This window comes from Clavibacter sp. A6099 (assembly GCF_021919125.1).
Lineage (GTDB): Bacteria > Actinomycetota > Actinomycetes > Actinomycetales > Microbacteriaceae > Clavibacter > Clavibacter seminis.
Genome location: NZ_CP083439.1, coordinates 1,179,185 through 1,197,122, shown reverse-complemented (window position 1 = coordinate 1,197,122; position 17,938 = coordinate 1,179,185). Strand labels below are relative to the sequence as shown.

14 protein-coding genes are annotated in these 17,938 nt (G+C 73.3%); 2 read left to right on the top strand and 12 right to left on the bottom strand.

Annotated features, from left to right (window positions below; translation table 11 throughout):
* Nucleotides 1–17 precede the first annotated feature (17 nt).
* The 9 genes from mnhG to KYT88_RS05620 form a co-directional block, all read right to left on the bottom strand.
* Nucleotides 18–536 (bottom strand): monovalent cation/H(+) antiporter subunit G, encoded by a 519-nt coding sequence (mnhG, locus tag KYT88_RS05660; protein WP_051629401.1) that lies wholly within the window; start codon nt 534–536, stop codon nt 18–20.
* Complete coding sequence (locus KYT88_RS05655) at nt 533–808, bottom strand: MrpF/PhaF family protein (RefSeq protein WP_012037777.1); 276 nt, start codon at nt 806–808, stop codon at nt 533–535. Before KYT88_RS05655 ends, mnhG begins: the two co-directional genes overlap by 4 nt.
* A complete protein-coding gene (locus KYT88_RS05650) occupies nt 805–1,479 on the bottom strand; it encodes a Na+/H+ antiporter subunit E (protein ID WP_043587732.1) in 675 nt (224 codons plus the stop codon). The genes KYT88_RS05655 and KYT88_RS05650 overlap by 4 nt, the downstream gene beginning before the upstream one ends.
* A complete protein-coding gene (locus KYT88_RS05645) occupies nt 1,476–3,068 on the bottom strand; it encodes a Na+/H+ antiporter subunit D (RefSeq protein WP_043587733.1) in 1,593 nt (530 codons plus the stop codon). Before KYT88_RS05645 ends, KYT88_RS05650 begins: the two co-directional genes overlap by 4 nt.
* Complete coding sequence (locus tag KYT88_RS05640) at nt 3,065–3,625, bottom strand: Na(+)/H(+) antiporter subunit C (RefSeq protein WP_043587735.1); 561 nt, start codon at nt 3,623–3,625, stop codon at nt 3,065–3,067. Before KYT88_RS05640 ends, KYT88_RS05645 begins: the two co-directional genes overlap by 4 nt.
* Nucleotides 3,622–6,630 (bottom strand): Na+/H+ antiporter subunit A, encoded by a 3,009-nt coding sequence (locus tag KYT88_RS05635; RefSeq protein ID WP_043587738.1) that lies wholly within the window; start codon nt 6,628–6,630, stop codon nt 3,622–3,624. Before KYT88_RS05635 ends, KYT88_RS05640 begins: the two co-directional genes overlap by 4 nt.
* 73 nt (nt 6,631–6,703) lie before the next feature.
* Nucleotides 6,704–7,531 (bottom strand): trehalose-phosphatase, encoded by an 828-nt coding sequence (gene otsB / locus KYT88_RS05630; protein ID WP_043587739.1) that lies wholly within the window; start codon nt 7,529–7,531, stop codon nt 6,704–6,706.
* Between the two features lie 5 nt (nt 7,532–7,536).
* The gene (gene otsA / locus KYT88_RS05625; protein ID WP_043587741.1) at nt 7,537–9,132 is read right to left on the bottom strand and encodes an alpha,alpha-trehalose-phosphate synthase (UDP-forming); all 1,596 of its coding nucleotides are present in this window, start codon (nt 9,130–9,132) and stop codon (nt 7,537–7,539) included.
* 100 nt (nt 9,133–9,232) lie between these two features.
* Nucleotides 9,233–10,057, bottom strand: coding sequence for a fructosamine kinase family protein (locus KYT88_RS05620; protein ID WP_043587743.1), 825 nt, complete (start codon nt 10,055–10,057; stop codon nt 9,233–9,235).
* Between the two features lie 148 nt (nt 10,058–10,205).
* Between KYT88_RS05620 and KYT88_RS05615 the strand changes: the two genes are divergently transcribed.
* Both KYT88_RS05615 and KYT88_RS05610 read left to right on the top strand, forming a co-directional pair.
* A complete protein-coding gene (locus tag KYT88_RS05615; protein WP_043587745.1) occupies nt 10,206–11,081 on the top strand; it encodes a sugar phosphate isomerase/epimerase family protein in 876 nt (291 codons plus the stop codon).
* Between the two features lie 175 nt (nt 11,082–11,256).
* On the top strand, nt 11,257–11,559 hold the full coding sequence (locus KYT88_RS05610) for a putative quinol monooxygenase (RefSeq protein ID WP_043587747.1): 303 nt from the start codon (nt 11,257–11,259) through the stop codon (nt 11,557–11,559).
* Between the two features lie 77 nt (nt 11,560–11,636).
* Here the strand turns inward: KYT88_RS05610 and KYT88_RS05605 are convergent, their stop codons facing one another.
* The 3 genes from KYT88_RS05605 to KYT88_RS05595 form a co-directional block, all read right to left on the bottom strand.
* The gene (locus KYT88_RS05605) at nt 11,637–12,947 is read right to left on the bottom strand and encodes a hypothetical protein (protein WP_043587748.1); all 1,311 of its coding nucleotides are present in this window, start codon (nt 12,945–12,947) and stop codon (nt 11,637–11,639) included.
* Nucleotides 12,948–13,066: 119 nt separating this feature from the next.
* Entirely contained in the window at nt 13,067–14,962 is a 1,896-nt protein-coding gene (locus KYT88_RS05600) for a YhgE/Pip family protein (protein WP_043587750.1), read from the bottom strand.
* Nucleotides 14,959–17,913, bottom strand: coding sequence for an MMPL family transporter (locus KYT88_RS05595; protein ID WP_043587751.1), 2,955 nt, complete (start codon nt 17,911–17,913; stop codon nt 14,959–14,961). Before KYT88_RS05595 ends, KYT88_RS05600 begins: the two co-directional genes overlap by 4 nt.
* Nucleotides 17,914–17,938 lie beyond the last annotated feature (25 nt).

Genomic DNA, 17,938 nt, shown 5'->3' with positions numbered 1-17,938 from the left:
CCGCGGACCCGGTCCGTTCAGCCGATGCCCGGGGGCGTGCTCCCCTCGTCCGCGTCGCGCGGCCCCGCCCCTCCGGCGACGTGGCCGGCCTCCTCCGCGGCGATGTTCTCGGCGGATCCGACCGGCAGCGTCGACGCGTCCACCTCGTCGGCCGCGCGCAGCTCGTCGTGCGCCCGGTCGATCGCCTCCTCCAGCTCGTCGACCAGGAGGTCCTCGCGGAGGAAGTGGCGGAGGCGGTAGCCGGCGCGGCCGACCATGTGCGCGGAGATCGGCGCCGTCAGCATCTGGAAGAGCAGCACGGGGACGAGCATCGCGACCGTGCTGAGGCTCTGCGACTGGAGGGCGAGCGCGAGCAGCACGAGGATCACGCCGAGGATCTGCGGCTTGGTCGCCGCGTGCATGCGGGCGAGCGGATCCGGGAAGCGGAGGAGCCCCACGCCCGCGGCGACCGACAGCACGCCGCCGAGGATGAGGAGCACGAGGCTCACGACGTCGAGGGCGTCGGCGAGCGGACCGTCCGCGAGGATGCCGTTCACGACGGGTCCTGCTTCGAGACGTAGCGGGCGACGGCGACCGTGGCGAGGAACGCGGTCATGGCGAGCACGAGCATCACGGGGACCGTGCGGGTGTGGCCGTTGAAGATCATCTCGGCGCCGAGCACGCAGATGAGCGTGGTGAGCAGCACGTCGGACGCGATGATCCGGTCGAGGATGCTCGGGCCGCGCACGATGCGCACGAGCGCCATCGCCGCGGTGGAGAAGAAGAGGGCGCCGACGACGACCCAGCCGACCTGCATCACGATGCTCATGAGAGCTCCTCCCCCGTGGTGGTGATGAGCCCGGCCTCGAGGTCGCGGTCGCGCACCAGCTCGTGGGCGCGCTGCCCGCGGGTCTGCAGCAGCGGCTCGCGGCCGGTCTCGCGCCGCTCGCGGTTCACGCGCCAGATGTCGTCGGCCGTGCCGAGCGTGTAGACGATGCGGCTCTCCACCTTCAGGGTCGTCTCGCGCACGCGCTCGACGTCCTCCGGGGTAGGGGTCCCGAGGGCGTGGAGGTAGAGGATCGAGCGCTCGCGGTCGGCCTCGACGACGATCGAGCCCGGGACGAGCGACACGACCTCGGCCGTGAGCGTCATGACGAAGTCGCTGCGGGTGTGCAGGTGCACCGCGATGACCGAGTTGACGGGCACGCGACGCCAGTCGAACGCCTGCGCCGCGACCTGGAAGGAGGCGCGCACGAGGTCCACCGCGAAGTGCCCGAGCAGGATCAGGGCCCAGCGGATGTCGAATCGGCCCGACAGCTCCACGGGCGGCAGGTAGAACACGCGCGTCACGAGGAGCGCGAGCACGATGCCGGTGACCACGGAGATGACGGTGATGTGCCCCCAGAGCAGCAGCCAGAGGATCACGAGCCAGACGAGGAGCGGCAGCTGCACGAGGAGGGAGAGCCGCTCGGCGCGGGCCCGGGCGCGACGCGGGGTCATCGGATGCCCCCGGGGAACACGGTCTCGACGTAGCCGAGCTCGCCGGAGCCGTTGCCGGATCCGGGACCGGTGAGGCTCTCCCCCGCGCGCTCGGCGAGGGCGTACACGGGACCCGCGAAGACGGTGAGCGCGACGCTGACCAGGACCATGCCGGCCGTCGCGCCCGTCATGAGCACGGGCGTCTTCCGCACGGTGGTCGTCGCCTCGCCGCCCGGCCGCTCGGAGAGCTGGTCGAGCAGGGGCGACTCGTAGTCCTCGACCTCCTCGGCGCCGCGCCAGAACGCCATGTTCCAGACGCGGGCGAGGGCGTAGAGGGTGAGGAGGCTCGTGGCGGCGCCCGCCGCGATGACCGTGTAGGTGAGCCAGCCGCCGACCTCGGCGCCGGAGTCGAACAGCGCGACCTTGCCGATGAAGCCCGAGAACGGCGGGATGCCGCCGAGGTTGAGCGCGGGGATGAAGAACAGGATCGCCATCACGGGCGCGGCCTTGAGCAGCCCGCCGAGCTTGTTGATGGAGGTGCTGCCGCCCGTGCGCTCGATGAGCCCGGAGGCGAGGAACAGCGTCGTCTGCACGACGATGTGGTGGATCACGTAGTAGATGGTCGCCGTCATGCCGGCCACGGTGTTGAGCGCGATGCCGAAGATCATGTAGCCGATGTGGCTCACGAGCGTGAACGAGAGCAGCCTCTTGATGTCCGCCTGCGCGACCGCGCCGAGGATGCCGATGACCATCGTCAGCGCGGCCACGACCATGAGCGCCGTGGAGAGCTGGTCGGTGGGGAACATGACCGTCTCGGTGCGGAGGATGGCGTAGACGCCGACCTTGGTGAGGAGCCCGGCGAAGACCGCGGTGACGGGCGCGGGCGCCGTCGGGTAGGAGTCGGGCAGCCAGAACGACAGCGGGAAGACGGCCGCCTTGATGCCGAACGCGACCAGCAGCATGATGTGCAGGATCAGCTGCACGTCCGGCGGGATCTCGTCGAGCCGCACCGAGATCTGCGCGATGTTCACCGTGCCGAGGGCGCCGTAGATCATCGCGATGGACGCGAGGAACAGCATCGACGAGACGAGGCTCACGACGATGTACGTGACGCCCGCCCGGATGCGCGCCTCGGTGCCGCCGAGCGTCAGCAGCACGTAGCTCGCCACGAGCAGGATCTCGAACCCGACGTAGAGGTTGAAGAGGTCGCCCGCGACGAAGGCGTTGAAGACGCCGGCCGCGAGGATCAGGTAGGTCGGGTTGTAGATGGACACCGGCGTCTCGCCGTCGCCGTCCTCGAGGCCCTGGCCGATCGAGAACATGAGCACGGCGAGCAGCACGATCGACGAGATCAGCAGCATGAGCGCCGACAGCCGGTCGACCACGAGCACGATGCCGAAGGGCGCCGCCCACCCGCCGACCTCGACGGACTGGCCGCCCTGCTGGTCCACCAGCACGAGCAGCACGCCGCTGATGACGACGACCACGAGGAGCGCGAGCACCGACACCGCGACCTGCAGGCGGCGCTGGCGCGCGGCGACGAGGGCGGCGGCCGCCCCCAGCAGGGGCACGAGCACGACCAGCGGGATGAGCGTCTGGAAGATCGTCATCGGCCCTCCCCCTGGTCCTTCTCGGCGCGCTTCGTGCGGAAGTCGCGGTCGTCGTCGTCGTCGGCGGAGTCGTCGATGGCCTCTTCCAGGTCGGATCGGTTGTCGCGGAGCTTGCGGGCGGACGCGATGGCGGCCTCGGCGTTGGTGCCGAACTCGGTGTCGTCGTCGTCGGGGACGGTGGGCTCCTCGCCGAGGCCCGTGCGGGGGCCGCGCATCGCGAGGTCGTCCTCGTCGTCCGTCACCACGTCCGCGTTCGCCAGCCGCCAGGAGCGGTAGATGAGCGCCATGAGGAAGGCCGAGACGCCGAAGGTGATGACGATCGCCGTGAGGATGAGGGCCTGCGGCAGCGGGTCGGCGTACTCCGACGGATCCACGTCCGGATCGTAGATCGGCGCGAGGCCCACGCGGCCGGACATGATGAGGATGAGGATGTTGGTCGCGTTGCCCACCAGCAGGAAGCCGAGGAGCACGCGCGTCATGCTGCGCTCGAGCATGAGGTAGATGCCCGTGGCGTACAGCGCGGCCATGATCACGATGAGGGTGACGGAGACGCTCACACGCTCACCCCCTGCTCGGTCTCCATGCCGTCCGCGCCCTGCTCGACCGTCCGGTCGCTCTCCTCCTGGCGATCGACCTCCGCGCCGAGGCTGCGGAGCACGTCGAGCGTGAGGCCGACCACGACGAGGTAGACGCCGACGTCGAAGAAGGTGCTCGTGACGAACTCGACGTGGCCGACGAAGGGCACCTCGGTGTCGATCCACGTGGAGGTGAGGGCGTCCGCACCGAAGACGAGCGGGACGATCGCCGTGCCGACCGCGAAGACGAGGCCTGTGCCGAGGACGCGACCGGCGTCCACCGGGGCCGCGGCGCCGAGCTCGTAGCGTCCGCCCGCGAGGTAGCGCGCGACGAGCGCCATGCCCGCGAGGAGCCCGCCCGCGAATCCGCCGCCCGGCAGGTTGTGGCCGGAGAAGAGCAGGTACACGGACACGACGATGAGGCTGTGGAAGAGGAGGCGGACGACGACCTCGAGGAGGATCGACCGGTTCTGCGGCGCGAGCGTCCGGCCGGCGAGGAGCCAGGGGCTGCGCTGGTCGCGGCGCGAGTCCTTGACGGCCTCGCGCGCGTCCATGCGCGGGCCGTCGGCGCCGGCCTCGACCTCGAGCGGCGCCTGGGGCTCCTGCGGGTCGTGGCGTCCCGTGAGCCGCGCGATGAGGCTCCGACGCGACGGCGCCGTCAGCCGCGGCAGCGAGTCGGTGCGCCGGTTGAGGAAGATGAGGCTCGCGACGCCCGTGGCCGCGACGATGAGCACCGAGATCTCGCCCATGGTGTCCCAGCCGCGGAGGTCCACCAGCGTGACGTTGACGACGTTGCTGCCGTGGCCCTGCTCGTAGGCGAGGCGCGGGAACTCGAGCGAGATGGGCGTCGCGACGCGGGCGCCGAGCGCGACGACGGCGACCGTGGACATCAGCGCCGCGACCGCGATGCCGATGGCCGCCCGCCACACGGGGTGCACCGAGCGGTTCCGCTCCCCCAGCCGCACGGGCAGCCGGCGGAGCACGAGGACGAAGGCGACCAGCGTGATCGTCTCGATGAGCACCTGCGTGAGCGCGAGGTCGGGCGCGCCGTGCAGGGCGAAGAGCGCGGCCATCCCGTAGCCCGTGACGCCCACGAGCACGACGGCCTGGAAGCGCTTGCCGGCGCGGGCCGCGGCGATGGCGGCGACGATCATCACGATGCCGATGACGGGCTGCGCGGGGTGGTCGAACGGCACCGCGGTGGTGGGCCACGACCGGTTGAGCGCGAGCGCCGACCCGACCGAGCCGATGAGCACCAGGAGGATCACGCCGAGGTAGAACGGCAGGGATCCGCGCTGGGTGGTGGCCGTGGTCCGCGCGGCGACCCGGTCGATCAGGCGCATGGAGGCCCAGTAGATGCGGGCCGCATCGATCCAGGACGGCACGCGCGACTGCAGCGCGAAGACGCCGTCGCGCAGGCGGAACATGGCGAGGCCCACGACGAGCGTGCCCGCGGAGATGAGGAGCGCCGGCTCGAGCCCGTGCCAGAGCGCCAGGTGGTACGTGTGGTCGGGCTCCCCCGCGGCGCCCGCGCTCACGGCCGGCAGCGTGTCGGCGTAGCCGGCGATCCACCCGTCGACGGACGAGGCGAGGAAGCCGAGCACGAGGCCGGTCGCGGCCAGCACGGCCGGCGGCACCAGGAAGTCGAGGTGCTCGTGCACGGGCTGGACCTCGTCGACCCCGCGCTTGCGGGCGAACGCGCCCCACATGAAGCGCGCGCTGTACGCGACGGTGAGGCAGGAGCCGACGGAGACGCCGACGAGCGCGACCCAGCCGAGCCCGCCGCCGAGCTCGGCGTCGGTGAGGAGCGCCGTGAGCACCGCCTCCTTCGCGACGAAGCCGAGGAACGGCGGGAGCCCGGCCATCGACGCGAGCGCCAGGGCCGCGATGACAGCGAGCACCGGCGCCTTCCGGCCGAGCCCGCTGATCTTGCGCAGGTCGCGCGTGCCTGCCCGGTGGTCCACCACGCCGACGACGAGGAAGAGCGTCGCCTTGAACAGCGCGTGCGCGAGCAGCAGGGCGACGCCCGCGAGCGCGGCGTCCCGCGTGCCGTAGCCGACCACGACGGTGAGGAAGCCGAGCTGGCTGACCGTGCCGTACGCGAGGACGAGCTTGAGGTCCATCTGCTTGAGCGCGCGCCAGCCGCCGACGAGCATCGTCGCGACGCCGAGCGCGACGAGCAGGACCCGCCAGCCGGGCACGTCGGCGTACCCGGGCGCGAGACGGGCGATGAGGTAGATGCCGGCCTTCACCATCGCGGCGGCGTGCAGGTACGCGCTCACCGGGGTCGGCGCGGCCATCGCGGCGGGCAGCCAGAAGTGGAAGGGCACGAGGGCGGACTTCGAGAGAGCGCCCAGGAGGATCAGCACGACGGCGACGGGGATCAGCCGGCCGCCGGGCGGATCCGCCACGAGCGCGGCGAGGCTGGTGGTGCCGCCGGTGACCGAGAGGATCACGAGGCCCACGAGCATGGCGAGCCCGCCCGCCGTGGTGACGAGGAGCGCCTGCAGCGCGGCGCCGCGGCTCGCCTTCTTGCCCGTGTAGTGCCCGATGAGGAGGTAGGAGAGGACGCTCGTGGCCTCCCAGAAGGTGAAGAGCACGAACACGTCGTCGGCGAGGACGAGCCCGAACATGACGCCCGCGAACGCGACGAGCAGACCGGCGAACCGACCGAGCCCCTCCTCGTTGGAGCGGAAGTAGCGCGCGCAGTAGAGGAGCACGAGCGCGCCGACGCCCGTGACGACGAGCGCCAGCAGCCAGGACAGCGCATCCATCCGCATGTCGAGCGTGATGCCGAGCGACGGGATCCACTCCACGCGCTCGACGACCTCGCCGTCGGGGAGGACCGCGGGCGCCTGCGCGACCGTGTAGACGAAGGCGGCGGCCGGCACGAGCGCGGCCACGACGAACGCGCGCACTCCCATCACGCGAGCGAGGAGCGGGATGGCGACGGAGGCGAGGAGGAACACCGCGAGGAGGACGATCACGTGCGGTCTCCTCTCGCGAGTCGGCTATTTCCCCAGTCTACCTGAGCCCTACCTGAGAGACCGGGCGCCCGCCTCAGTCGGGATGGACGACCGGCTCGGCGCGGAGGTCCGCGAGCACCTGCAGCACCCGCGCGACGTCGTGCGGGCCGTCGACGCGGAAGTCCGCGGCCGTCGCGCCCGTGCCGCTCTTGAGCCCGAGGTCGCCGGCCTGGAGCGCGGCGAACGCGTCCTCGTCGGTGACGTCGTCGCCCGCGTAGAAGACGGCCGTCGCCTCCGCGTACCTGCGCAGGTGCTCGACCGCCTCGCCCTTGGTGGCGTGCCGGACGCTGAACTCCAGCACGTCCTTGCCGGAGCGCACCTTGAGGCCCTCGACCTCGGCGTGCGCCTCCTGCGTGGCGACGAGGTGCGCGATGCGGCTGTGCCTCTCCGTGGCGAGGCGCGTGTGGAGCGCGAAGCCCGCGGGCTTCTCCTCGATCCACACCTCGTCGAGCGAGTCGGCGACCTGGCCGAGCACGTCGGAGAGCACGCCGCGCTGGGCGAGCTCTCCCTCGTCGAGGGTGAGCTCGATGTCGTCGGTGTCGAGGCGGATCTCCACCCCGTGCGACCCGACGAGCAGCACGTCGTCCGGGAGGTCGGCCACGGCCTCGAGGCTCCGCAGCGCGCGGCCCGAGACGAGCGCGACGCGCGTCTCCGGCAGGGCCAGCAGCGCGAGCACCGCCGCGCGGGCCTCGGGGACCGCGCGCGCCTTCTCGGGATCGTCGACCTCGGGCGCGAGCGTGCCGTCGAAGTCGAGCGCGACGAGCAGGCGCGGCGTGCGCGCGAGCTCGGTGAGCGCCTCGAACAGGCGGCCGGGGAAGCCGCGGCCTCCCTTGGCCTGGATGTCGGTGGTCAGCTCGGCCACGCGCGCTACCAGCCCTCGTCCATGAGGGGCTCGACGACCTCTTCGTCGGGGCCCTCGTGGATCGAGGCGGCGTGCGTGCGCCCGAGGTCGGCGAGGAAGGAGCTCGACCAGGCCGCCACGTCGTTCTCGAACACGCGCTTGCGGAGCGACCGCATGCGCTTGCGCTGCTCGGTCTTCGGCATCTCGATGGCGCGGAGGATCGCCTCCTTGAGGCCCTCGATGTCGTGCGGGTTCACGAGGAGAGCTGCCTTCAGCTCGTCGGCGGCGCCCGCGAACTCGCTGAGCACCAGCACGCCCTCGTCCGAGTGCTTGGTGGCCACGTACTCCTTCGCGACCAGGTTCATTCCGTCGCGGAGCGCGGTGACGAGCATGACGTCGGCCGCGAGGCACAGCGCCACCATCTCCTCCTTCGGGTACCCGTGGTGCAGGTAGCTGATGGCCGTGTGGCTGATGGAGCCGTAGTCGCCGTTGATGCGCCCGACCGTGAGCTCGATCTCGTCGCGCAGCTGCTTGTACGTCTCCACGCGCTCGCGGCTGGGGCTCGCGACCTGCACGAGCGTGGCGTCCTCCACCTTCACGCGGCCGTCGGCGAGGAGCTCGCCGAAGGCCTTGAGACGGTGGCCGATGCCCTTCGTGTAGTCCAGGCGGTCGACGCCCAGGAGGATCGTCTTCGGGTCGCCGAGGTCGGCCCGGATCTGGCGGGCGCGCTCCTGGACGGCCGGGTCCTTGGCCATCTCCTCGTAGCTGCGCGCGTCGATCGAGATCGGGTAGTGCTTCGCGACGACCTGGCGGGTGCGGAGCTCGCGCACGGGCTTGGACGGCTTGGTGCCGGGGACGGTGAGCGGGATGCCGCCGCGCACGGGCACGTCGACGGTGGATCCGCGGGTCGTGTACCCGAACAGCCGCCGGACCGCGCGCGTGAAGTTCCCCGCGTCGGCCACGCGCTGGAAGCCGATGACGTCGGCGCCGAGCAGCCCCTCGATGATCTGCGTGCGCCACGGCAGCTGCGAGTAGATGCCGTAGGGCGGGAACGGGATGTGGTTGAAGAAGCCGATGGTGAGGTCCGGCCGCTGCTCGCGCAGCATCTTCGGCACGAGCTGGAGCTGGTAGTCCTGCACCCACACGGTGGCACCGGGCGCGGCGGCCTCGGCGGCCGCGTCGGCGAAGCGCTGGTTGACCTTCACGTAGGTGTCCCACCACTCGCGGTGGTAGCTCGGCTGCGCGATGACGTCGTGGTAGAGCGGCCACAGCGTGTCGTTCGAGAATCCCTCGTAGTACTCGGCGAGGTCCTGCTCGGTGAGGGTGACGGGGATGATCGAGATGCCGTCGTCGACGAACGGCTCCACGTCGTGGTCGGCGATGCCCGGCCAGCCGACCCACGCGCCCTCGTTGGCGCGCATGACGGGCTCGAGCGCGGTGACCAGGCCGCCGGGCGAGTGCCGCCAGGAGGTGGTGCCGTCGGCGGCGACGACGCGGTCGACGGGGAGGCGGTTCGACACGACGACGAGGTCGTATGCGCCGGGCTCGACGTCGGCGCCGTCATGCGCGCCGGCCGTGGTCGGCTCGGTCGCGGAGGGCGTGGATGAGGGTGGCGGAGTCACGGTTCCCGTCTCGGTTGCGCAGAGCTCTGTGGTACCTGCTCGGTGGATCGAGGCTACCAGCCTCACCCGCGTCTGACCGGGGGTCGCGCGTCCGCCCGCGTCACATCCGGAGCACCGCGCGGGCCGCGTCGTGCAGCGCGTCGCCGTACGCCGGGCCGTGCGAGGCGGCGTGGACGGCGAGCGGATGCAGCTGGTGCAGCGGCACGCGTCCCCGCCACCCCGGCGCGAGGGATCCGGTGTCCGCGTAGGCGCCGAGGAGGTCGTCGAGGCCGGGGCAGCCGAAGAGCGCGAGCATCGCGAGGTCGGTCTCGCGGTGGCCGCCGTGCGCGGCCGGGTCGATGAGGACCGCGCCGGCGTCCGTCCACTGCACGTTGCCCGCCCAGAGGTCGCCGTGGATCCGAGCGGGCGGGACCTGGTCGTCGAACCGGCCATCGGCGGCGACGTCGCACGCGCGCTCCACGTCGGCCGCCTGGGCCGAGGTGACGCCGCCCGCGTCGACCGCGCGGCGGAGGTACGGCAGCACGCGCTCGCGGGCGTACCAGGCGCCCCAGCCCTCCCCCGCGCCGTCCTCCTCGACGGCCGCGTCGCGCACCGACAGCGGCTGCCGCCCGATGAAGGCCGGGCCGTCGAGCCCGGCGGGCGGCGAGCCGAACGCGGGCGCGCCCGCGTCGTGCGTGACGGCGAGCGCCGTGCCGAGCGCGCGAGCTGCCTGGCGCGTCGGCCGGGCGGGCGCGAGCCGCTCGAGGTCGATGCGGCCCGGCGCGACGTGGATCACCCGCACCACCCGCGCTCCCCCGGCGGGCTCCGCCTCCGCCAGCCACGCGAGCCCGGCCGCCTCGGCCTCGAAGAAGCCGCGCGGCGCATCCGGCCGCTCCTTCCGGAACGCCTCCGCGCCACCGTGCCCGTCCGATCCCGCAGCCGCCATGCCCGCTCCCTCGCCTCGCGGGCGGCGCCCCGGCCGCCCTCCCGTCGCATCCAGCATGCCGACCGCCGCTGTCCGCGTCGCGCACCCGACACGCGCCGGACCACCCGCGTACCCCGCGGGCACAGGGCCGGCAGGTAGGGTCGCCGACGTGATCCGAGTAGGCATGAGCACGACCTGCGTGTACCCCCAGCCCGTCGAGAACGCCTTCGTGATGGCCAAGCGCGCCGGCTTCGACGGCGTCGAGATCATGGTGACGAACGACGAGGTCACCCAGGACGCCGACGCGCTCCGCGCCCTGTCGGAGAAGCACGGCCTGCCGATCCTCTCCGTCCACGCTCCCGTGCTGCTGCTCACCCACTTCGTGTGGGGCCGCGACCCGAAGGTGAAGCTGGAGCGGTCCGCCGAGCTCGCGCGCGCGGTCGGCGCGCCCGCCGTCGTGGTGCACCCGCCGTTCCGCTGGCAGGCCGGCTACGCGGAGTCGTTCCTCGAGATCGTCCGCTCCGTCCAGACGGAGACGGGCGTCGAGATCGCCGTCGAGAACATGTTCCCGTGGCAGGTCGCCGGCCGCAGCATGAAGGCGTACGCGCCGGGCTGGGATCCGCGCGACATGGACTGCGACGCCACCACCCTCGACTTCTCGCACGCCTCGCTCTCCGGCCAGGACGCCCTCGAGATGGCCAAGGCCCTCGGCCCGCGCCTGCGCCACGTGCACCTGTGCGACGGATCCGGCTCGCAGGACGACGGCCGGATCCTCGACGAGCACCTCCTCCCCGGCCGCGGCACGCAGCCCGTCGCCGAGACGCTGCGCTGGCTCGCGGAGCAGGGCTGGCAGGGCGGCGTCGTCGCCGAGGTCAACACCCGCAAGGCCAAGACCGAGGAGCAGCGGCTCGCCATGCTCATCGAGACGCGCGAGTTCGCGCAGCGGCAGCTCCGGCTCGACACCGCGCCCGAGAAGACGCCCGTCGCGCCGCCCGTGGTGTCCGGGTACCAGCGGCTCCGCACCGCGCTCCGTCGCGACCGGTGATCCGTCGGGCGTCCCGATCGGGCGTCCGCGCCTCCCGCCCTCGCCGACACGCCCGCGCGTGCCCGCCGGGAGTGCCGCGCACCCGCGAGGGGTTGGATGGGGCAGGGGAACGTCCCCCGCACATGATCGACGTCGCGCCAGGCCCAGCCCGCCCGACGTCGGGACCGGAGACACCATGAGCACCACCGTGCACCTCGAGATCCAGGTCGACGAGAGCCGCCTGGCCGACGTCGCCGACGTCCTCGCCGAGACCCTGCAGGCCACGCGCGCCTTCGCGGGCAACGAGGGCCTCGAGGTCCTCGTCGACGACGCCGACCCCGCCCGCATGGTCGTCGTGGAGCAGTGGGCGTCCACCGCCGACCACGACGCGTACGTCGCCTGGCGTGCCACGCCCGAGGGCACCGCGCGCCTCGGCGAGGTGCTGGCCGCGGCGCCCGTGACGCGCGTGTTCAGCGGGCGCATCGCGCTCGCGCTGTAGCGGCTCGCGCACGACGCACGGCGAGGGCCGCCCGGGCATCCGGGCGGCCCTCGTCGTGCGCGGTCGCGATCCCGCGGTCAGCGCCCGCTGAGGTCGTAGGGCCGCTGGTGCGGATCCACCGTGGCGAGGTAGCCGCCGTCGGCGAGCGCGGACGGCACGGCGATCGTGCCGCGCACCGTCGCCGTCGTGCCGGAGACGTCGATCTCGAGGACGGACCCCGTGCCCGCGCGGGACAGGAACAGCTCGGATCCGTCGTCGGACGCGGCGAGGAACCGCGCGGCGGATCCGGCGCCCTGCGTCTGTCCGAGGGCGGGCAGCCGCACCGACGTGATCGCGCCGTCGTACAGGCCGGCGCGTCCGCGGGCGACGAGGGACAGCGTGTCCACGCCGCCGGCCGTCACGACCGCGGCCGCGTAGCCAGGGGTCACGACCGCGCGCGTCGACGCGCCGGAGCCGAGCGCGACGCTCACGACGCCGGCGCCGCGCATCGACGACGACGTCAGCAGCGTGGGCGCGCCCGGCCCGGTGCCGGTCTGCGTGCCCACGGCCGTCTCGCCGTCGGGCGCCATGCGCGGGCGGTAGCTCTGCACGGCGGGCTCGGGGTAGGGCCGGGAGACGGACGCGCCGAAGCCGCCGCGGGTGAGCGGCACCGTCTCGATCCCGTCATGCAGCGTCGAGCCGATCACGGTGCCCCGCGCATCCGCGACCGGGCCGTGCGGGTACGCGCCGAGCGGGGTCGTCGTCACGGGCGCCGGCGCGGTGTCGCCGCCGAGGATCGCCGACACGTCGTAGGAGTCGAGGCGACCGCCCGCGGTCACGACGAGCCGGAGCGGCGATCCGACGAGGAACGTCTCCATCTCCTCGGTGCCGCGCTCCCCCGTCGTGGCGAGGGTCACCTCGCTCGTGCGGATGGTCGCGGTGCGCGCCAGCAGCCTGCGGGTGTCCACGACCGTGACCTGCTGCGTGGTGGATCCGTCGATGTCCGAGCCGACCGCGACGAAGCGGTGGCCGGGGTCGTCCGAGATCCATCCCGCGCGCGTCCACGCGCCGGCGACCGCCGGGATCGGCGTGGATGAGGCGATGCGCGGGACGGACGACGAGCCGATATCGACGACGTCGAGCCGCGGCCCGGCCTCGTCCACGAAGGCCACCCGGCCGTGGCCCATCTGGATCACGCCGGCGTGCGTGCCGAGGACGGCCCCGGGAAGAGAGCCCGTGATGCGCCCCGTCGAGGCCTCGGCGACCGAGACGGCGTGCGCGGCGGGGTCGGCCACGAGCAGCCAGCGGGCGCGCGGGGCCGCCTCCGCTGCAGGGGCGGGTGCCGCGAGCGAGCCCGCGAGGAGGCCGAGGGCGGCGACGCCGGCGACGAGGAGGGAGGGGATGCGCATGGTGCCCGCTTTCTGAGAATGGTTCTCAGGACACTACGGGCTCGAGGTCGCGCACGGGACGCGCTGTGGACGGATCCACCCGGCGACCGGCCGACGCGGTGCGGCCGCCGGGCGGATCGTCAGACGGCGACGGCGACCGAGGACGGCGCCGTCCCGGGCACGAGCCCGAGGCTCTTCGCGCGGCGCGAGCGCCGCGTCACGAGGTACGACACCGCGAGGCTCAGCAGCAGGAAGAGCGCGAGCGCGCCCGCCGCGCCCCACGCCACGCCCGGGGCGCCGCCCGCGATGATCGCCTGCATGCCCGACGCCGCGTAGGTGAGCGGCAGGAACGGGCTGATCGCCTGGAACGGCGCGGCCACGAGCTGCAGCGGGATCACCCCGCCCATCGCCGCGGCCTGGATGGCCAGCAGGATCAGCGACACCACGAGCCCCGCGCGCCCGAACGCCTGCCGGAGCAGGTAGTGGATCGCCGTGAAGGCCGCCGCCGTGACGGCCGCGAACCCGAGCGTCGCGGGCAGCAGCGCGAGGGACAGCCCGAGCGCGGCGTGCACGAGCGCGACGAGCAGCACCACCTGGGCGAGCGCGATGAGGGCGGCGCGCGCGAGCACGCGCCCCATCACGCGGCCGGTCGCGGCCGAGGACGCGAGGAGGCGTCGAGCGGCCGGGCGCAGCACGAGGAAGGTCGCGAACGCGCCGAGCCAGAGGCCGATCGGCACGAAGATCGCGGCGATCGCGTCGCCCGGGCTGCCGATCTCGTTCTCGCGCTCGACCGTGAGGCCGACGGGATCCGCGACGACGCCCGAGGCGGAGGACGCCTGGTCGGCGTCGAGCGACGGGATCTGCTCGGCGCCCTCGGTGAGGCCGGAGCCCAGCTCGGTCGCGCCGGACGCCAGCCCGTCGGCACCCGTGGCGAGGTCGCCCGCGCCCGTCGCCGCCGAGGTCGTGCCGGTGCGCAGCTGGCCGAGGCCGTCGCTGAGCTGGCGCGCGCCGGAGACCAGCGCGCCGCCGTTGGCCGCGAGCTGCGACGCGCCCGAAGCGCTCTGGCCGATGCCCTGCTGGACGCCCTGGATCCCGGCGGCCGCCTGCGTCGCGAGGGTCTGCCCCTGTGCCGCGTACTGGTCGAGGCCCTGCTCGAGCGGCTCGAGCTGCGCCGCGATGGGCGCGCTCTGCGGGTTCGCGGCGAGCTGCTGTCGGAGCCCGGCCACCTGCGCCGCGATCTGCCCGGCCCCGCCCGCGTACTGCCCGACGCCGTCGGACACCTGCGAGAGCCCGGCCGCCCCGGTCTGCAGCCGGTCGAGCCCGGAGGAGAGCTGCGAGACGCCGCCCGTGTAGGCGCCCAGGCCGTCCGCGAGCTTCGACGCGCCCTGCTGGGACTGCCCGACGCCGTCGCCGAGCTTCGTGATCCCGTCGCCGAGCGCGGTCGCGCCCGTCGAGAGCTGCGTGGCCCCGTCGGCGAGCTTGTCGGCGCCCGTTCCCGCATCCGTCAGCGACCCCTTGAGGCCGCCGAAGGTCGTGTAGATGCCGGAGACGAACTGCGACGTGATGGCGTTGCCGAACACGCTCGTCATGCCGACGCCGACGGCCTGGGTGGCCGCGCCCGTCAGGTAGCCGTGCGCGTCGTCCGTCTTCACGCTGATCTCGGCGCGCTTCGGGGCGTCCGTCGACAGCGACACGATCGAGGAGGAGAAGTCCTTCGGCACCGTGAGCACCGCGTAGACCTCGCCGTCGTCGAGCATCCTCTGGGCCTCGTCGGCGTTGGTGATGGTCCAGTCGAAGGCCTGGTTGTCGTCGCTGGTCAGCTGCGTGACGAGCAGGCGTCCGGCGAGCACGGGCGACTCGGTGCCGTCCTGGGCCTTCTGCTGCACGATCTCGTCCTGGTTGACGATGGCGGCGGGCACCCGCTCGACGCCCTTCGCGACGTCCGAGAGCGAGCCGATGAAGAGGCCGGCGACCGCGAGGGGCACGATCGCGACGAGGGCGACGGCGAGCCGTCGGCGTGCGGAGCGGGTGGTCATCGGCGGGTCTCCTTGCCGGTCGTGACGGGCTGGTCGATGTCGGGGCGCTCATCGGCGTCGGCGTCGAGAGCGGGCGCAGGCGCGTCGCCGGCGACGAGGCGGAGGCGCACGGTGGGCCTGCCCGGGATCCCGTGCTCGTCCGGGAACCACGGCGCGCCCAGCAGGACGGTCGTGCTCTCGTGGACGAGCGCGGGCAGGGCGGCGAGGAACGCGCGCTCGGCGGCGGCGTCCGGGAACGGATCCACCACGTCGAGCACGAGCACGGGCGCGCGTCCCGCGGCGGCGACGGCGGTCAGGGCGATGGCGCGCTCGAGCGGCAGGAGCGATCCCACGGGGTCGTCGGCGCCGATGCGCCGGGCTCCCGCCGCGTCGGCCGCCTGGTCGATGCGTTCCCACCACTCGGCCTGGCGCGCCCGGGCGCCGCGGCGGCGTCCCATCGGCTCGGACAGGTCGATGCGCTCGGCCAGCAGGTCTCCGACCGTGACGCCGGAGTCGACCCGGTCGACGCGGCCGAGGTCGGCCATCGCGACGCTCGTGAGCACGCGGCCGGCCTCGGAGGCGAGCGGGTGGCCGGCGACGTGCGCGCGGCCGGACAGCGGCGCGAGCCGGGCGCCCAGCGTGGCGCCGAGGAGGCGTCGGTCGGCCACCGCGCCCTCGACGAGCACGAGGGATCCGGCCGGGGCGCTCAGGTCGACGGGCAGGAGCCTGCGTCCCGGGACGCCCACGACGAGCCGCTCCGCCGCGACGGACGCGCCGGACGCGTGGGCCCAGTCGACGTCGTCCTGGTGCTCGCGGAGGCCCTCGCCCTCGATGTCGACGTCCGGGAGGATGCGGTCCAGCCAGCGCGGGATCCACCACGCCCGCTTCCCGAGCAGCGCCATGGCGGCGGGCACGAGGGTCATGCGCACGAGGAAGGCGTCGAAGAAGATGCCGACGGCGAGGCCGAGCGCGATGGTCTTGATGACGCCCGCGCCCTCCGGCACGAACGCCGCGAAGACGAAGAACATGATGAGCGCGGCGGCCGTGACCACCCGCGCGGCGCCCGAGAAGCCCGTGACGATCGCGCGCTTGGCGTCCCCGTGGTGCACGAAGTCCTCGCGCATGCCGGAGACGAGGAACACCTCGTAGTCCATGGCGAGGCCGAACAGGATCGCCATGAGCAGGATCGGCATGAAGCTGAGGATCGGGCCGGGCGTCACGCCCAGCGCGTCCGCGAAGAGGCCCTGCTGGAAGATCAGCACCACGGTGCCGAAGGACACGACGACGCTCAGCAGGAAGCCGACCGCGGCCTTCACGGGCACGAAGATCGAGCGGAACACGATCATCAGCAGGAGGATCGACAGCCCCACCACCACGATGCCGAACGGCACGAGCGCCTGGTCGAGCCGCTGCGAGATGTCGTTCTGCACGGCCGTCGTGCCCGTGACGGAGACGCGCGTGTCGTAGCGGTCCTGCAGGCCGGGCGCGAGGTCGCGGATCGACTGCATGAGCGCCGTCGTCTCCGCCGACTCGGGCGGGCTGTCCGGCACGACCTGGATGATCGCGGTGTCGACCGACGGGTTCGGCGTGCCGGTGCCGACGAAGGCCACGTCGTCGAGTCCTCGGATCTCGTCGCCGATCCTCCCCAGCACCCCGATCGGGTCCGTGGTCTGCGTGATGTCGACGAGCACGACGAGCGGGCCGTTGTGGCCGGGGCCGAACGCGTCCGAGACGGTGTCGTACGCGACGCGGCTGGTGGATCCGGCGGGCTGGGTCGCCCCGCTCGGCAGCCCCAGCTGCAGCTGCGACGCGGGCACGGCGAGGAGGCCGGCGATCCCGACGACGATCACGACGGGGATGATCGGCACCTTCGTGACGACCTTCACCCAGCGCGCGCCGAGCGTGCGCTGCGTCCCCTCGGCCTGCGCCTTCGCGCGGCGCGCGGCCCGCGAGCCCTCCTTCGGCCGGAGCCGCTCCCCCGCGAAGCCGAGCATCGCGGGCAGCAGCGTCGTCGCGACGCCCATCGCGAGCAGCACCGCGAACGCCGCCCCGAGGCCCATCACCGTGAGGAACGGGATCTGCACGACGAGCAGCCCGAGCAGCGCGATGATCACCGTCACGCCCGCGAAGATCACGGCGCTTCCAGCGGTGGCCACCGCGGTCGCCGCCGAGCGCTCGACGGGCATGCCGTTGGCGAGCTGCGTGCGGTGCCGCATGAGGATGAAGAGGGCGTAGTCGATGCCGACCGCGAGGCCGATCATCACCGCCAGCAGCGGCGACGCGCTCGAGACCGTGACGAACTTCGAGGCGGCCATGAGCGCGCCCGCAGAGGCCGCGACGCCGACGAGCGCGCCGATGAGCGGCAGGCCGGCCGCGAGCATCGACCCGAACGTGAGCACGAGCACGAGGCCCGCGAACAGCACGCCGAACGCCTCGGTGACTGTGACGCCGTAGTGGACGTCCTGGAACACCTGGCCGCCGAACGAGACCGTGAGGCCCGCGTCCGTCGCGGCCTGCGCCGACTCCTTCAGCGCGTCGAGCGTCGCGGGCGTCACCTGGTCGCTCTGGCCGGAGAACTGCACGGTCGTGATCGCCACGGTGCCGTCGTCGGAGACCGCGTCGGTCGCGTACTCGGAGAACGGGGACAGCGCCGTCGCGACGCCCTGCACCTCGCCCGCCGCCGTCGCGGTGGCGTCGATGGCGGCCTTCGGGCCGTCGTCGGTGACCTTCTGCCCGGCCGGTGACTCGGTCACGATCTGCGCGCTCGCGCCCGCGGCCTGCGGGAACACGGCGGCGAGCCGGTCGATGGCCTCCTGCGACTCGGTGCCCGGGATCGAGAACGACTCCTGGGTCTTGCCGCCGAGCGCGAGGCCGCCGCCCAGCAGGATGCCGAGGACGAGGATCCACGCGGCGACGACGCGCCACGGGTGGAGGAACGAGATCCGGCCGAGCCGGTACAGAAGCGTGGCCATGGGCTGGTGGCTCTCCTTGCGTGGG

What these genes read in the sequence shown, in the direction of transcription:
- KYT88_RS05655 (WP_012037777.1), bottom strand. Translation starts at nt 808, where the DNA reads ATGAGCATCGTGATGCAGGTCGGCTGGGTCGTCGTCGGCGCCCTCTTC.
- KYT88_RS05650 (WP_043587732.1), bottom strand. Translation starts at nt 1,479, where the DNA reads ATGACCCCGCGTCGCGCCCGGGCCCGCGCCGAGCGGCTCTCCCTCCTC.
- KYT88_RS05645 (WP_043587733.1), bottom strand. Translation starts at nt 3,068, where the DNA reads ATGACGATCTTCCAGACGCTCATCCCGCTGGTCGTGCTCGTGCCCCTG.
- KYT88_RS05620 (WP_043587743.1), bottom strand. Translation starts at nt 10,057, where the DNA reads ATGGCGGCTGCGGGATCGGACGGGCACGGTGGCGCGGAGGCGTTCCGG.
- KYT88_RS05610 (WP_043587747.1), top strand. Translation starts at nt 11,257, where the DNA reads ATGAGCACCACCGTGCACCTCGAGATCCAGGTCGACGAGAGCCGCCTG.
- KYT88_RS05605 (WP_043587748.1), bottom strand. Translation starts at nt 12,947, where the DNA reads ATGCGCATCCCCTCCCTCCTCGTCGCCGGCGTCGCCGCCCTCGGCCTC.
- KYT88_RS05600 (WP_043587750.1), bottom strand. Translation starts at nt 14,962, where the DNA reads ATGACCACCCGCTCCGCACGCCGACGGCTCGCCGTCGCCCTCGTCGCG.
- KYT88_RS05595 (WP_043587751.1), bottom strand. Translation starts at nt 17,913, where the DNA reads ATGGCCACGCTTCTGTACCGGCTCGGCCGGATCTCGTTCCTCCACCCG.